Origin of the sequence: Pseudomonas sp. HLG18, from assembly GCF_051903985.1 — a bacterium.
Lineage (GTDB): Bacteria > Pseudomonadota > Gammaproteobacteria > Pseudomonadales > Pseudomonadaceae > Aquipseudomonas > Aquipseudomonas fluorescens_BT.
Genome location: NZ_CP195831.1, coordinates 5880869 through 5895314, shown reverse-complemented (window position 1 = coordinate 5895314; position 14446 = coordinate 5880869). Strand labels below are relative to the sequence as shown.

13 protein-coding genes are annotated in these 14446 nt (G+C 62.2%); 4 read left to right on the top strand and 9 right to left on the bottom strand.

Annotated features, from left to right (window positions below):
- Nucleotides 1–11 precede the first annotated feature (11 nt).
- From ACSPX5_RS26990 to ACSPX5_RS26980, 3 genes are read right to left on the bottom strand one after another with little or no spacing between them, the layout of a single operon-like run.
- On the bottom strand, nt 12–623 hold the full coding sequence (locus tag ACSPX5_RS26990) for a DUF4136 domain-containing protein (protein WP_085732749.1): 612 nt from the start codon (nt 621–623) through the stop codon (nt 12–14).
- A gap of 12 nt (nt 624–635) precedes the next feature.
- Nucleotides 636–1385 carry a methyltransferase gene (locus ACSPX5_RS26985; RefSeq protein WP_439820589.1) on the bottom strand — a complete coding sequence of 250 codons (750 nt, stop codon included), beginning with the start codon at nt 1383–1385 and terminating at the stop codon, nt 636–638.
- Nucleotides 1385–1687 carry a MazG-like family protein gene (locus tag ACSPX5_RS26980; RefSeq protein ID WP_169428688.1) on the bottom strand — a complete coding sequence of 101 codons (303 nt, stop codon included), beginning with the start codon at nt 1685–1687 and terminating at the stop codon, nt 1385–1387. The genes ACSPX5_RS26985 and ACSPX5_RS26980 overlap by 1 nt, the downstream gene beginning before the upstream one ends.
- 145 nt (nt 1688–1832) lie before the next feature.
- Between ACSPX5_RS26980 and ACSPX5_RS26975 the strand changes: the two genes are divergently transcribed.
- Both ACSPX5_RS26975 and ACSPX5_RS26970 read left to right on the top strand, forming a co-directional pair.
- The gene (locus ACSPX5_RS26975; RefSeq protein WP_085711241.1) at nt 1833–2126 is read left to right on the top strand and encodes a hypothetical protein; all 294 of its coding nucleotides are present in this window, start codon (nt 1833–1835) and stop codon (nt 2124–2126) included.
- Between the two features lie 37 nt (nt 2127–2163).
- Nucleotides 2164–3513, top strand: a complete 1350-nt coding sequence (locus ACSPX5_RS26970) for an MATE family efflux transporter (protein ID WP_207865669.1) — start codon at nt 2164–2166, stop codon at nt 3511–3513.
- A gap of 101 nt (nt 3514–3614) precedes the next feature.
- Here the strand turns inward: ACSPX5_RS26970 and ACSPX5_RS26965 are convergent, their stop codons facing one another.
- The 6 genes from ACSPX5_RS26965 to ACSPX5_RS26940 all read right to left on the bottom strand — a co-directional run bounded on the left by ACSPX5_RS26965 (nt 3615) and on the right by ACSPX5_RS26940 (nt 10301).
- Nucleotides 3615–4409, bottom strand: coding sequence for a DUF4123 domain-containing protein (locus ACSPX5_RS26965; protein WP_207865667.1), 795 nt, complete (start codon nt 4407–4409; stop codon nt 3615–3617).
- The gene (locus tag ACSPX5_RS26960; protein ID WP_439820588.1) at nt 4406–5749 is read right to left on the bottom strand and encodes a type VI secretion system Vgr family protein; all 1344 of its coding nucleotides are present in this window, start codon (nt 5747–5749) and stop codon (nt 4406–4408) included. Before ACSPX5_RS26960 ends, ACSPX5_RS26965 begins: the two co-directional genes overlap by 4 nt.
- Before the next feature lie 232 nt (nt 5750–5981).
- A complete protein-coding gene (gene speA / locus ACSPX5_RS26955) occupies nt 5982–7895 on the bottom strand; it encodes an arginine decarboxylase (protein WP_011332271.1) in 1914 nt (637 codons plus the stop codon).
- 219 nt (nt 7896–8114) lie between these two features.
- Nucleotides 8115–8486 carry a translation initiation factor Sui1 gene (locus ACSPX5_RS26950; protein ID WP_085732741.1) on the bottom strand — a complete coding sequence of 124 codons (372 nt, stop codon included), beginning with the start codon at nt 8484–8486 and terminating at the stop codon, nt 8115–8117.
- Nucleotides 8487–8672: 186 nt separating this feature from the next.
- Nucleotides 8673–9230 (bottom strand): NUDIX hydrolase, encoded by a 558-nt coding sequence (locus ACSPX5_RS26945; RefSeq protein WP_169428684.1) that lies wholly within the window; start codon nt 9228–9230, stop codon nt 8673–8675.
- A 3-nt stretch (nt 9231–9233) separates the two neighbouring features.
- Nucleotides 9234–10301, bottom strand: coding sequence for a DUF2333 family protein (locus ACSPX5_RS26940; RefSeq protein ID WP_169428683.1), 1068 nt, complete (start codon nt 10299–10301; stop codon nt 9234–9236).
- Between the two features lie 416 nt (nt 10302–10717).
- On the opposite strand from ACSPX5_RS26940, the gene gcbA reads away from it, so the two are divergent.
- Both gcbA and ACSPX5_RS26930 read left to right on the top strand, forming a co-directional pair.
- Nucleotides 10718–12388: a diguanylate cyclase GcbA gene (gene gcbA, locus ACSPX5_RS26935; RefSeq protein ID WP_085711233.1), complete on the top strand. Its 1671-nt coding sequence runs from the start codon at nt 10718–10720 to the stop codon at nt 12386–12388.
- Nucleotides 12389–12439: 51 nt separating this feature from the next.
- The gene (locus ACSPX5_RS26930) at nt 12440–14386 is read left to right on the top strand and encodes a methyl-accepting chemotaxis protein (protein ID WP_439820587.1); all 1947 of its coding nucleotides are present in this window, start codon (nt 12440–12442) and stop codon (nt 14384–14386) included.
- The last annotated feature ends 60 nt before the right edge of the window (nt 14387–14446 follow it).

Below are 14446 nucleotides of genomic sequence, written 5' to 3'. Positions count from 1 at the left end.
TTCACGGGAAGCTAACTGGGAGGATACGCCGACATGGCCTTTTCGACAGCCTCCCGGATCGCATCGGCACGGTCACTCTGGTTGCCCTGAGTGCCGGTTTCGGCGCTGGCACTCCAGACCGGCTGGCCGGTGCCGGCGTCGAAAAGATCGACCCGCACCACCACGACCTGCTCCTGATAGGTGCGGACAATGGGCACCGTGTTGTACATCCCGTAACCCCGGCCGTAACGGTCATAACCGCCGTATCCACCGTAGTAACCGTAATCGTCCTGGACCTGACGCAGGCGGGTTTCCAGGCTCAGGTTGGCGCTGACGAACAAGTCGGCCGGGCGATTGTCGTGCAGCGGGCGCAAGCCGCGCTGGTCCAGCGCACTGCTGACGGCCTCGGCCACTTGTGCCGAATCCGCCCAGGCACTCCCCGGCGGCAGGCGCCCGTTGAGCCACGCCCAACTGCGGTAACGCCCGTAATCGCGTGGCGGCGCGGGGTAAGCGCTGCGGTCAAAGGTGGTCGCAGCTTGCGGTGGCGCCGGCGGCAAGGGCCGCGACTGCGCCACATAAGGGTTGCTGCCCTGGCAGGCGGCCAACCCCAGACAGATCAGCAATAACCCTGAATGACCTTTCATTTCATGCTCCGATCAGATCGGCCGGCAGATCCAGTGCAAGTAGCGCCCAAGCCCGGCGAAGCTTGGGTGACGACGGTGGGCGAGTTCCATCTCGAGCAAATCAATCAACTCGGCGCGGGCCTGGAATTCCACCGGCATGTAATCGTGGAAAACCCGTATCCCGCTCTGGGTTTCGACCTGCCACAACCCTTCGAGTTGCGTGGCCAGTTCCCGTGGATCGAGCGGCTGCTGCGGGGTCAGGCTCTGCTTTTCGCCGGCCATGTCGTTCCTGCGTATTTTCTTGAAATGGCCTTTGAGCAGGTTGCGGTAGACCAGCGCATCACGGTTGTAGAACGCCAGCGACAGCCAGCCGCCGGGCTTGGTCAACTGATGCAGCACCGGCAGGATCGCGTGGGGTTCGGCGAGCCACTCGAGCACCGCGTGGCAGATAACCACGTCATAGGGTTCGGAGAGTTGCCCGAGCAGTTCCTGCCAGGGCGCCTGAATGAACGTCGCGGTTTGCCCGGCATCGGCAAAGCGCTGACGTGCGCCTTCGAGCATCGGCTCGGCCGGCTCGGTGAAAGTCACCTCGTGACCGCGCTCGGCCAGCCACAGAGACATGTGGCCCAGGCCGCCACCGATGTCCAGCACCCGCAGCGGACGATCCGGCAGGGCTTCGGCGAGGTCGGCCTGCAGCACCGCCAAGCGGATTGCGCCTTTGGCACCGCCGTAGATTTTTTCGGCGAAACGGGTCGCCAACTGATCGAAATGACGGTCGCTCATCAGCTGAACCGCCGTTCGCTGTCGGCGAGTTTGCTACGCACCACTTCATTCATGTCCAGCCCCAGTTCGCTGCACAGCAGCAACAGATAAAGGACGATGTCCCCGACTTCCTGGCCGGCGTGGGCCAGTTTTTCGGCGGGCAGTTCGCGGGACTGGTCTTCGCTCAGCCACTGGAAGATTTCCACCAGCTCGGCCATTTCCACGCTGGCCGCCATGGCCAGGTTTTTCGGGCTGTGAAATTGCCGCCAGTCATTACGGTCGCGAATGGCGTGCAGGCGTTCGGTCAGTTCAACAAGGTTCATCGATTTCTCCTGAAGGCGTATAGCTTCGAGGGGATGCTGCGCGAAGGCAAGGGGCAGCCACCACCGGGCAAACCCTCTATGCTTGCAGGGAACTCGACCGCCCCCGCCGCGGCCCAAGGCTCAGCTCTTTCATCAGGATGAAAACATGCAGGTAGAAAGCTTCTTCGAATGGCTGGGCCAGGCGCTCGGCTCGATCATCCGTTTCATCGTCGACGGCCTGAGTGGCCTGTTCAACGTGCTGAGCCATGCCGGCGGCAACTTCGTCGACGGGCTGGCAAAGGCCCTGGGCATGGACACTTCGATCATCAGCATCATCGCGTTGATCGTTGGCCTGATGCTGCTGTGGTCGGCGATCCGCGCCTTCATGAATGCGTCAATCATTGCCGGGATCATCTGGTTGCTGCTGGGGCTGTGGCTGCTGAGCTGGATCATTCACTGACACCTCCCGCTACAATGCCGCTCCCCAAGGAGCCCGCATGTCCAACCTGATCGCCGACTGGCGCGACCGCCCGACCCATCGCCGGGTCTGGGCCCTCGCCGCCCCCATGATCCTCTCCAACCTCTCTGTGCCGCTGGTGGCGCTGGTCGACAGCACCGTCATCGGTCACCTGCCCCATGCCCACCAACTGGGCGCCGTAGCGGTGGGCGCGAGCCTGTACACCGTTCTGGCCTGGGCCATGGGTTTCCTGCGCATGGGCACCACGGGGTTCGCCGCGCAGGCGGCCGGGCGCAGCGATGGTGCGGCACTGCGGCAGATTCTGCTGCAAGGCTTGTTGCTGGCAATGGGGCTGGCGCTGCTGCTGGGGGCCGTGGGCGTGCCGCTCAGCGGCGTCGCCCTGCATTTCATGCAACCGTCGCCGGAACTCAATGAACTGACCCGCGACTTCTTCTACACCCGCCTGTTCGGGCTGCCGGCGGCGCTGGCCAGTTATGCTCTGGTCGGCTGGTTTCTTGGCACCCAGAACGCCCGGGCGCCGCTGGCGATTCTGCTGACCACCAACCTGATCAACATCGTGCTGAACCTGTGGTTCGTCATCGGTCTGGACTGGGGCGTGGTCGGCTCGGCCCGGGCCTCGGTGGTCGCCGAATGGTGCGGCGCCCTGCTCGGCCTGGCACTCACCCACAAGGCCTTGCGCGCTTACCCCGGGCATATCGTCTGGGCGGCATTGAGGGTGTGGCAGAGCTGGCGACCGCTGCTGGGGGTCAACCGCGACATTTTCATCCGCAGCCTGGCGCTGCAATCGGTATTTTTCCTGATCACAGTGCAGGGCGCGCGACTGGGTGATGCCACGGTGGCAGCCAACGCGCTGCTGCTCAACGGCCTGCTGCTGACCGCCCATGCGCTGGACGGCCTGGCCCACGCGGTCGAGGCCTTGTGCGGACACGCCATCGGCGCCCGTGATCGCCTTGCGCTGCGTCGTTCGCTGGTGGTCGCCGGTGGCTGGTCGTTGCTGGCAAGCCTGGGTTTTGCTGTGTTGTTTCTGTTCGCCGGGCACTTGTTCATCGAAATGCAGACCGATATTCAGAGCGTGCGCGAGACTGCGTTCATCTATCTGCCCTACCTCGCCGTGCTGCCGTTGATTGCGGTGTGGAGCTACTTGCTCGACGGCCTGTTCATCGGCGCTACCCGCGCCCGGGAAATGCGCAACGGCATGCTGCTGACGGTCGCTTTGTTGCTGCCGTTCGCCTGGGCGTTGAGCGGGCTGGGCAATCACGGACTGTGGATTTCATTCCTGCTGTTCATGGTGCTGCGCAGCCTGACCCTCGGCACATTGGCGTGGCGACTGCGGCGCAACGACGGCTGGCTCGCCGGCGGTGTTCATTGAGGCGGCGTGTGCCGGATAAACTCGTCGATCTGATCGAGCACCGGCAGGAATCGCGCAAAACCAATGCCGTAAAGAATGGGCCATGCGCGCGAAACCTCGTGTCAGGGTGGGTCGTTCTGCCAGCGTCGACGCAGATGATCGAGCCGCTCTTGCTGGGTCAATCCTTGCGGCGGTTGCATCAGTTCTGCACGCGGATGCAGCAGGCGTAGCCACAACCAGTCGTCCAGCACGGCCCGCTCGCTGAAACCCAATGTCAGGCCTTGTTCAACGTGGGAGGACAACGCGCGGTAATCGGTTCCCGTCGATTGGCTCCAGCGCCAGATATGTTGTTCCAGCAGGCAGCGGTGCAAGTGTTCACGCTGATGACGGGTCAGGGACTGCTCGATGTTGAGTGGCTCGACGTCCAGCCCAGGATTGCGCAGTTGCTGCCATCCCTGGATGCCGCTCGCCCGGTCGGCCCAGGTACCGCCGAACCAGCGCAGCCAACCGATCGGCCCGAGCCAGCGGCTCAACTGGCGCGCATCGCAGGCGTCGAAAAAGTAGCTGGCCGTCTGCCGGTCGTAGTAATTGAGCAGCGCACGATGATTCAGACCGACAGAAACCGTCAGCATCCGTTGCAAATGTTCACGCAGCGATTCGCTTGAGGCATCGCTGCCCAGCAACAGCCCGCACCAGATCTGCGGGTCTGTATGACATAACGCCGACAGCATCGGACAATCGCGCAGATCGACCAGCAACGGTCCCTGCTCGCACACGGGCTGAAACTCCGTACCGTCGAACAGCTTCAGGCTCGGCACATCCGGGAAACCCTGGCGCAATACACTCAAGGCCTGCGCCGCATGCGCAACGTCCAGCAACAGCCACTGCGCACGTTGCCCCGGCGCTGTACCGCTCATCGTCCATCGCCAGGTTTGCGCCCCGCGAGCAGCCGGCAACTGCACACGGCCTCCCGACAGTGATGAAAGCTGCCGCCCCCGGGCATCAGGCACAGCAGCAACAGGGGTTCGGCGCCACGCAGCCATTGTGCGATTCCTTCACTGGCCAGCGTCTCGGGCAATGGCGGCGGTTCATCCTCCTCATGGCTGCCGTCGTATGCCGGTGGCTGCAGGACTCCGCTGATGACCGGCTGCTCGGGATCACCCTCAAGAAAACTGACCACCACTTCGACACCCTCGCGCAATGCCTTCGTCGCCGTGTCGGCCAATGCCGGAGCCAGTGGCAGCCAGCAGTGGCTGGGCGCTGCGCCCTCGCCCTGGTAGAGCCAGTCGAACTGCACCGCAACGGGCCTCGAACGGTCAGGTCGGGGCTCATCGACCGCCACGACCCAGGCGCGTTGCAGACTGCTCATGCTCAGCGCCGGGCGTTCGACGGCCGGCGCATTGACCTGCAAGTGTTCGACGGCACAGATTCGGTTGCTGTAAGTGGGCTCGAGCAACTGATCGGCGCGATGCTCGACTCGGGTCAGCAACCAGTTCGTACCGCATTGCGCAAATGGCTGCGACGACAGGCTCAGCCATTGACCGCAGCGCAGGGTCGGCACGTCGGAGTGCCCCTGCGCCGATCGAATCCGCCGGGCATGTTCACCGGGGCCACAAGCCTGTTCCCGGGTCGCCCAGCGGCGCACCGCCGGCGCCTGCCCCTCAACGTCGAATCGCACCGCCTCTGATGGCGGCAGCAACGCCGGATCATCGCCGAACACCAGGCAGTGGCTGTCCTGCCCATGCTCGAAGTGATAGTGAATCCGTGCCTGTGCACACAGGCGCTGCACCAGTTGCAGATCCGATTCGCCGTATTGGGTGCAGAATCTGCGGGCCGGATGCTCGACCTGCAATTCGAAGCGGCGCCGGGAACCGGTGATTCCATGCTCCCTGAGCACTTGGTCCAGAATCTGTGGAACAGACCGGCCACTGAAAATCCGCTGGCTGTGACGCAGCCCCAGGCAACTCAGCCGGGGCCCCAGCCGCGCTCGGCACAATCTGGGCCCATGGCCATGTTCGTGCTGGACAAGCCCCTGCAACTGGCCGTGAACGCCGTTGCCCGACGGCCCGAAGGACAGGCGTGCCGAGCGATAGAGCAGGCCGGCAAGGTCCAGATGAGGATCGTCGATCAACACATCGATTTCGAACGCAAAAGGCTCGCTGATGGCCTCGCTCCCCGTAAAGGCCAGGACTTCGAACGGGGCGGACAGACCCGCTACATCGAGGCGAAACGACGGCTCGTCGGCTGGATCGAACATGGATGATTCTCTACAGGAGGGGCGGGCGGGGATTCTCGCCGAGAGCCATGGCCGAGTAGAGAGCCGAAGTACAAATTAGGAAATGACCTACGTGAAAAGCAGACGACATCACTTTTCTCGTGAGGACGACAGTCAATTCGCTAGTCGAAAAAGACAAGTCTCACCAGGTTGTCTGAAAACTCCGATTAATACGGAACAATTTCAGACAACCTGATGGATTCGGAACCTGCCGTCAGGAAGACAGGTAGGAGGAACGGGTCAGACCCAGGCGCAGTGCATCGAGGAACTGGGTACGCTCGCTGGCGCTGATGCGGGCACTGGCGCACTTGTCGCGGTAGTGGGTCATCAGCTCTTCCGGCGACAGGTGTACGTAGCGCAGCATGTCTTCGATGGTGTCGTGGGTTTCGATCCCGGCGTGGTACACACTGCCGTCGGCGTTCTGGTAGATGTTCACCGAGTCGGTGTCACCGAACAGGTTGTGCATGTCGCCAAGAATTTCCTGATAGGCGCCGACCAGGAACACGCCCAGCAAGTAATCTTCACCTTCGTTCAGCGCATGCACAGGCAGGCTGGTCTCGATGCTCTGCTCGTCGACGTACTGGTTGATCTTGCCGTCGGAGTCGCAGGTCAGATCCTGCAGCACCGCGCGACGCAGCGGCTCTTCATCGAGACGGTGCAGCGGGATGATCGGCAGCACCTGATCGATGGCCCAGGTATCCGGCAGGCTCTGGAACACCGAGAAGTTGCAGATGTACTTGTCGGCCAGCTTGTCGTTGAGTTCGTCCAGCACCTGGCGGTGCGAACGCTGGCGCGCCTTCAGCGAGTTGTGCAGGCGACGGCACACGGCGAAGTAGCATTGTTCGGCCAAGGCTTTTTCAGCCAGGGTCAGCTTGCCGTCGGCGTACTGGGCAGCCACATCGCTCATGTAGTGGGTGGCGCGCCAGTAAGTTTCGGTGACCATTTCAATGTCGGTCGGGCCGAGCAGGTCAACCAGCCACTGCACGGTTTCCGGCAGCGCTTCCTTGTTTTCGATCTGCGGCACGTCGTCGTTGTGTTTCTCGACGTCGGTCACCTGCACCACCAGCATCGCGTGGTGCGCGGTCAGCGAACGGCCGCTTTCGGAGAAGATGTGCGGATGCGGCAAGGCCTGCGCGTCGCAGAACTCCTTGAGCATGCCGACCACGACACCGGCGTAGTCATCCATGTCGTAGTTGATCGAGCTGGCATTGCGCGAGTGAGTACCGTCGTAGTCCACACCCAGACCACCGCCGACGTCGATGTGATCGACCGGCAGGCCCAGATTGCGCAACTCACCGTAATAACGGATCGCTTCCTTGAAGCCGTGCTGGTAGTCGGCCAGGTTGGCGATCTGCGAACCCATGTGGAAGTGCAGCAGGCGGATGCCCTGATCCAGGCCCGCCGCGCGGAAGCGCTCGACCACCGACAGCAGTTGCGCCGCCGACAGACCGAACTTGGACTTCTCGCCACCGGTGTCCGCCCACTTCGACGAAGCCAGCGAGGACAGGCGAACACGCAGGCCGACCTGTGGCTTGACCTTCAGCGAAGCCGCTTCTTCGATCACCAGGCCGACTTCGGATTCTTTCTCGATCACGATGAACACGTTGTGGCCGAGCTTCTGGCCCATCAGCGCCAGACGGATGAACTCGCGGTCCTTGTACCCGTTGCAGACGATGGTGCCGCCCTTCGGCGCCAGTGCCAGCACTGCCAGCAGCTCGGGCTTCGAACCGGCTTCCAGACCGATGGAAACGTTCTGGGTGGCGATGATGTTCTCGATCACCGCTTCCTGCTGGTTGACCTTGATCGGGTACAGCGCGGTGTACTTGCTCTGGTATTCCAGACGCTCGATGTTGGCATCGAACGCACCGGTCAGCTGACGGACGCGGTCTTGCAGGATGTCGGGAAAACGCACCAGCAGCGGCAGGGACAAGCCACTCTTGCGCAACTGGTCGACTTGTTCGAACAGATCGATAGGCGAACTGCTCGGGCCGTTCGGACGAACTTCGACGCGACCGGCGTCATTGATCGCGAAATACCCGGCCCCCCAATGGCGAATCCCGTAAACACTGCGGCTGTCCGCAACTGTCCATTGGCTGCCATCGTCTTTGCGTGTGCGTCGTACGGACATCGAAGTCCCCTATAAAGAAGTCATAGTGCGTCGCCTGATCTCAGGCCGGCGCAGTCTAAAGAATGAAAATGACGGTTCGTCAGCGGGGCGGTAGACCGCGCTGACAGCGTTGAGTTTAGAAACCGGTCATGAACAGGCTCTGTGAAAACCATGGAAACGACGCCGGAACCGATGACGATCAGTGCCGGATCAAGCCGCAGGTGGTTTTCACAGAGGCTGCTAGCCGCCGGACTTCTTCGCCTTGAAACCGTGCTTGATCAACTCGGCCAGGAGCAACTCGACATGATCGCCCTGGATCTCGATGACCCCGTCCTTCAACGCACCGCCGGTGCCGCAACGTTTCTTCAACGTTGTCGCCAGCTCCTTGAGTGCGTCTTCGGCCAGGGGCACGCCGGTGATGGTGGTCACCGTCTTGCCGCCACGGCCCTTGCTCTCGCGACGCACGCGGGCAATGCCGTCACCGGCCGGGATCACGGTTTGTCTGCAGATACAGGCGTCCACCGGCTTGCTGCATTCCGGGCAATGACGACCTGCGTCGGTGGAAAATACCAGGCCGCCCAGGGCGGCGAAGGATGCGGCTTTTTTGGCCACCGGCAATCCTCTTGGGAGGACAAAGACTGATCGCAGCCTTGGGCAAGGCTATCGACCGCGAAGCCCCACTCAGGCAGGGGCAGCGCTACTGCACCGGTTGCTCCTGAAAACAGGCCGGCACAGCTTGAAAAGGTCGCGCAGTGTAACGGCAAAAACGCCGATTGCTAAGTGCCAATCGGCGCCAATTTATGAGTTCTTTGCGACGTCGCTTTGCTGAGCCTTCAGATAGCGTTTCAACGCTGCCAGAGAGTCCGGGCAATAAGGCTTCAGCTTGATTTCGCGCATCACCTGATCGACCGGAATGAAGCGCGCTTCGAGCACCTCTTCCGGTTGCAGGATCAACGGCCCGTCCCACACCGCCGAAAACGCCGAACACCACAGGCGATTGCCGGTGTCTTCGAAGTAGAAATGGTCGTGGGCCGTCAGCTCGACGCCGCTCACCCCCAACTCTTCCTCCAGTTCACGGGCCGCCGACTCGGCGTAGGTCTCGTTCGCCTGCACCATGCCGCCTGCCGCCACGTCCCAGTAACCGGGATAAATGGCTTTGCTCAACGTGCGCCGATGCACGCAAAGTTCACCGGCGGAGTTGAACAGCATGATGTAGGTGCCACGGCCGATCAGCCCGCGCTCGCGCAGGTCGGAACGTACCAGGGCGCCGAGCAGGTTGTCCTGCTCGTCGACCCAGGCGATCTGTTCGGCATCCGAGGCGGCGCGGTGGGCCGCCTCTCTGGCGCTCTCGTCCATGACTCAGCCCTGATTGAGCAGTTGACGCAAATCGATCACGGCGGCGTTGGCCCGGGAAATATAGTTGGCCATGACCAGCGAGTGGTTGGCCAGCACACCGAAGCCGCTGCCATTGAGGATCATCGGGCTCCAGATCGGCTCCTGAGACGCCTCCAGTTCACGAATGATCTGACGCACGCTGACGGTCGCGTTCTTCTTCGCCAGCACATCGGCGAAATCGACTTCGATGGCGCGCAGCAGGTGCGACAGCGCCCAAGCCTGGCCACGGGCTTCGTAGAACACGTTGTCGATCTGCATCCACGGGGTCTCGACGACTTCCTCGTCGACCTGCGGCACTTCACCCACCGCTGGCACTTCGGTTTTCAGCGCGGTGTTGAGCTTGACCCGGCCGACACTGGCGGACAGCCGTTGCGACAGCGAACCGAGACGCGTCCCGACGTCGCCCAGCCAGTTGTTCAGGTTGTCGGCGCGGGCGTAGAACAAGGCGTTTTTCTGGGTAGGGTCAGACAGGCGCGCCTGATAACGGCTCAGGGAATTGATGCCTTCCTGGTATTCCGACTCGCTGGACGGCAGGATCCAGCTCTTGTTGTCGAAGTTGAAGCGTGGTTCGGCCTTGGCCAGATCGGCATCTTCAGCCGACTGCGACTGCGAGCGGGCAAAGTCCTTGCGCAAGGCACGGGTCAGGTCGCGCACCTGGACCAGCACGCCGTATTCCCAGCTGGGCATGTTGTCCATCCACAGGCCTGGCGGGAAGCGGTCGTTGGAAATGTAGCCGCCCGGTTTGTTCAGCAGAGTACTGGCGACGGTCTTGAGGGTTTCGACGGTGGTGTAGCCGACCACCATCTGCTTGCCTTCCTTCTCGGCGGCCAGCTGGGCGTTCTGCGCCACGGGAAACAGGGCCGGTTCCTCGCTCCAGTACCAGCCCAGGGCGATGGTCACCAACAGATAAATACCGACCAGCGTGGCCAGCGCGCGGCTGAACAACAGGCCGCCCACATAGCTGCGGGCGGCGGATTTCGGCTCGGCGGCACGTTCGGGCGCACTGCTCGCGCGATTCTTCCAGTCCAGCATGGCGATATCCTTTCAATCTTGGGTTCAACGGTTCGACAGCAACCATACAACAACGTGCCTCTGGCCCGCACCCGTCAATAATGACAGGGGGTGACTCTTTGGACCGGGCGTCGTGCACTAAGGGATTCCCTGATGCCCGTCACCCCGAGAAATGCTTGCCGATACCCACGGAAAAACTCGTGTTCCCTCAGGTTTTCGTTACGCGTTTTCGGCAGAAACTGCTTCTCGACACGCCACAAAGTGCCCTGTTCACGGGGCCTCTACCGACGACCCGGTTCGAAGCAAAACCCGCCGGTCAGAAACTGAATGGTGACGCACCGCAGATTATTGACGTACGACACTGATGTAACCGGAAAGAGGTGCTAGCATAGAGCCACCAGTCGATCTCAGCATGCACCCTAACTAGTAGTCAGGATATGACCGAGCCAGAAGACCCCAGCCGCGAGCGCCTCAAGCACCACTTTGCCCAGCGGGTAATTCATCAGGCACGTCAGATTCTTGAGATATGGCAGCGCCTGCAACGCAGTGAGTGGTCCACTGCCGACCTCGCCGAACTGAGCGAGGCCAATCTGCGCCTGCTGCGTTTTGCCGAGCGCTTCGAACAGCCCGAGCACACCCAACTGGCCCATCACATCAGCCAGTCGCTGGAAGCCGTCGACGCCAATCGCGGGCGCCTGAGCAGCGGCCTGATCACCGATCTCAACCGTTTGATGCAGCGTCTGTCGCGCACCGGCCTGCGCCATGGTGATCAACTCGACCAGACCTTTCTGCCGCCCCTGCGCAAACCGATCTACGTGATGCTTCAGGATCACGACCGCGCCGAACGACTGGCCAAACAACTGGAGTTCTTCGGTCTCAGCGCCCAGGCGCTGGACAGTGTGTCGGCGTTTCGCTCCTCGATGGTCGAGCGTCTGCCGGCCGCCATCGTCATGGACGTGGACTTCAGCGGCGCCGGCGTCGGCCTGAAACTCGCCGCCGAAGCCCAGCAAGGTCTGGAAGAGCCGTTGCCACTGCTGTTCTTCAGCCTGCATGAAACCGACACCCCTACCCGCCTCGCCGCCGTGCGCGCCGGCGGTCAGGAGTTCCTTACCGGCACCCTCGAAGCCTCGAGCTTGCTGGAGAAAATCGAAGTCCTGACCTGCGTCGCTCAGTACGAACCTTATAAAGTGCTGATCATCGACGACTCCCGCGCCCAGGCGATGCACACCGAGCGCCTCCTCAACAGCGCCGGGATTGTCACCCGTACCCTGATCGAGCCGATTCAGGCGATGGCCGAGCTGGCGGATTTCCAGCCGGACCTGATCATCCTCGACATGTACATGCCGGCCTGCACCGGCACCGAGCTGGCCAAGGTCATCCGCCACAACGACCGTTACGTCAGCGTGCCGATCATTTATCTGTCGGCAGAAGACGACCTCGACAAGCAGCTCGACGCCATGAGCGAGGGCGGCGATGACTTCCTGACCAAGCCGATCAAACCGCGCCACCTGATCACCACGGTGCGCAACCGCGCCGCCCGTGCGCGCAACCTGAAAGCACGGATGGTCCGCGACAGCCTCACCGGCCTGTACAACCACACGCACATTCTTCAGTTGCTGGAAGACTGCTCGTTCCGCGCCCGCCGCGAAAACAAGCCGCTGAGTTTTGCAATGCTCGACATCGACCATTTCAAACGGGTCAACGACAGCCATGGCCACCCCATGGGCGACCGGGTGATCAAGAGCCTGGCGCTGTTCCTCAAGCAGCGTCTGCGCAAGACCGACTTCATCGGCCGTTACGGCGGCGAAGAATTCGCCATCGTCATGCCTGACACCGATATAGAAGCCGCGCACAAAGTGCTCGACGAAATTCGCCAGCGCTTCGCTGAAATCCATTACCCGGCCCAGCCACAGGATCTTTGGTGCACCTTCAGCGCCGGGGTAGTGGAGATGCACGACGACTCCGACAGCCTGATGATGGCCAGCCAGGCCGACGAGGCGCTTTACCGCGCCAAGGGTGAAGGCCGCAATCGGGTGCAGACCGCGCGAGACTCAAAGCAAAGTGCCACTTTTTCACCGGAATCCACCGATTCGGTCATAACCTTGTAACAGAACAGAAATAAATTCAGGCACTTACCATTTCTGCCGTTGGTAGCCGTCATGCGCCTGAAGTTGCTCACCAATCTCAACACGCTGTTGCTGGTCGCCGTCTGCGTGGCCCTCGGTGCCACGCTGTGGTGGTCGCAAAAAGCCCTCGAACGCCCGTATCTGCTGATGGAGCGCTACCTCGGGCTGTCACAGCAATTTCAGAATGAAGTCGCGCGCAACGTCGAGGACTACCTCGGCAGCGGCGATGCCTTGCGCCTGAGCAGCGCCAGCCAGGCCATCGACAGCCTGCAGAAAGAACTCGGCGAGCTGCCGCCCGCCCTGGCCGACACCCTGCGCCCGAGCCTCACCAGCCTCGATGAATTCAGCAAGACCGACCTGCTGGCCGCCGGCAAACTGGCCGGCGATCCGCAGGCGCTGCTGTTGCAGGCCGAGCGCGAATTGAGTGCCAGCCTCGATCAGCTCAGCACCTATGCCGGCGGCAACTTGACCTATCTGGCGCCGTTGCTTGCCGCCTCTCAGCATCTGGGCAAGTTGTCGCTGGCCCGCGACAAACTGGTCAGCAGCGGGCGCAGTGAACTGGCTGCCGATGTCGAGCGCGAGATCACCAACATCCGCACCCAGGCCCAGGCAATCGATGCCCTGCCCTTGCTCGGCGTGGTCACCCGTAGCGAATCCGGCAGCGACGATTTCGCCTCGATGATGGGCATTGAAAGCACTGAAAAAGCCGTCGCCGAAGACGCCGGCGTCGGTCTCAAACGCGAACTCAACAGCTTGCTTGGCCGCTATCCGGCAGAACTGGCCCGCACCCGCGACCAGATCCAGAAACGCACCGAACTCAGCAGCGCGACCCACCAGAAAATCGCCGCCGTTCAACAAGCCATCGCTGGCCTTGAGCCAGTAGTACGTGCCCAACACGGGCAGATCCAGAGCGAAGTGCGCCTGATGCAAGGTGTGATGATCGGCTTGATCCTGTTGATCGCCCTGCTGATCGACACCCTGCAGCGACGTCTGGCTCGTACCCTGACCAATCTCGCGCCCGCATTGTCGACTTGGGCCGAGGGTGATTTCAGCCGTGACATTCATCTGGGCAAGACCAACCGCGAACTGCACGACATCGAAGCCTCGCTCAATCGCCTGCGTGCCTATCTGGTGGATCTGGTCGGGACGATTCGCGGCAATGCCGAACAAGTGGCGGGCAGCAGCCGCACCCTGGCCGAACTGAGCAACGACCTGCACAGCGGCGCCGAGCATCAGGCCGGCGATACCGCGCTGATCCGTGACTCCCTGAGCGAACTGGAAGCGACCATCCAGCAGGTGGCCGGCGATGCCCGTCAGGCTGCGGACGCCAGCCGTCACGCGGGACAGGCCGTCGAGCATGGGCAAAAGGTCATCGGCCTGAGCCTCACCGGCCTGCATGCGCTGGTCGGAGAAGTGCAAGGCAATGCGCAGATGATCGAACATCTGGCGCAAGAGTCGGCCACCATTGGCGGCGTACTGACAGTGATCCGTTCGATTGCCGACCAGACCAATCTGCTGGCCCTGAATGCCGCGATCGAAGCCGCCCGCGCCGGAGAAATGGGCCGCGGGTTTGCCGTGGTGGCCGAGGAAGTCCGCTCATTGGCACAACGCACCGCCGGCGCCACCGCAGAAATCCAGACCTTGATCGCCGGCCTGCAAACCGCCGCCCGACAATCGGTCGAAGGTATGCGCGCCCAGGTGGAGCACGCCGAAGCCACGGCCAATCAGGCGCAATCGGCGGACGGTGCGCTGGACAAGATCGTCGGCGCGATCCAGACCATTTCCGACACGGCAGTGCGCATCGCCGAGGTCACCGCGCAGCAAAGCGGCGCGGTCAGCGAAATCCGCGATCACAGCGAACGCATTCATCAATTGGGTGGGGATAACTTGTTGCGCATCGGCGAAGGACGCGAACAGGGGGAGAATCTGCTGGTATTGGGCGGGCAACTGCATACAGCGGTGCAGGCATTCCGCGTCTGATCGCGATTGTGCCGGGTTTGGCCGCGTGAATGACCGGATCTGATCACTCAGTCACATATT

Excerpts from the sequence above, each read along its gene's own strand:
- ACSPX5_RS26960 (WP_439820588.1), bottom strand. The coding sequence starts at position 5,749 with ATGTTCGATCCAGCCGACGAGCCGTCGTTTCGCCTCGATGTAGCGGGT.
- ACSPX5_RS26985 (WP_439820589.1), bottom strand. The coding sequence starts at position 1,385 with ATGAGCGACCGTCATTTCGATCAGTTGGCGACCCGTTTCGCCGAAAAA.
- gcbA (WP_085711233.1), top strand. The coding sequence starts at position 10,718 with ATGACCGAGCCAGAAGACCCCAGCCGCGAGCGCCTCAAGCACCACTTT.
- ACSPX5_RS26970 (WP_207865669.1), top strand. The coding sequence starts at position 2,164 with ATGTCCAACCTGATCGCCGACTGGCGCGACCGCCCGACCCATCGCCGG.
- ACSPX5_RS26980 (WP_169428688.1), bottom strand. The coding sequence starts at position 1,687 with ATGAACCTTGTTGAACTGACCGAACGCCTGCACGCCATTCGCGACCGT.
- ACSPX5_RS26990 (WP_085732749.1), bottom strand. The coding sequence starts at position 623 with ATGAAAGGTCATTCAGGGTTATTGCTGATCTGTCTGGGGTTGGCCGCC.
- ACSPX5_RS26940 (WP_169428683.1), bottom strand. The coding sequence starts at position 10,301 with ATGCTGGACTGGAAGAATCGCGCGAGCAGTGCGCCCGAACGTGCCGCC.
- ACSPX5_RS26930 (WP_439820587.1), top strand. The coding sequence starts at position 12,440 with ATGCGCCTGAAGTTGCTCACCAATCTCAACACGCTGTTGCTGGTCGCC.
- speA (WP_011332271.1), bottom strand. The coding sequence starts at position 7,895 with ATGTCCGTACGACGCACACGCAAAGACGATGGCAGCCAATGGACAGTT.
- ACSPX5_RS26965 (WP_207865667.1), bottom strand. The coding sequence starts at position 4,409 with ATGAGCGGTACAGCGCCGGGGCAACGTGCGCAGTGGCTGTTGCTGGAC.
- ACSPX5_RS26975 (WP_085711241.1), top strand. The coding sequence starts at position 1,833 with ATGCAGGTAGAAAGCTTCTTCGAATGGCTGGGCCAGGCGCTCGGCTCG.
- ACSPX5_RS26945 (WP_169428684.1), bottom strand. The coding sequence starts at position 9,230 with ATGGACGAGAGCGCCAGAGAGGCGGCCCACCGCGCCGCCTCGGATGCC.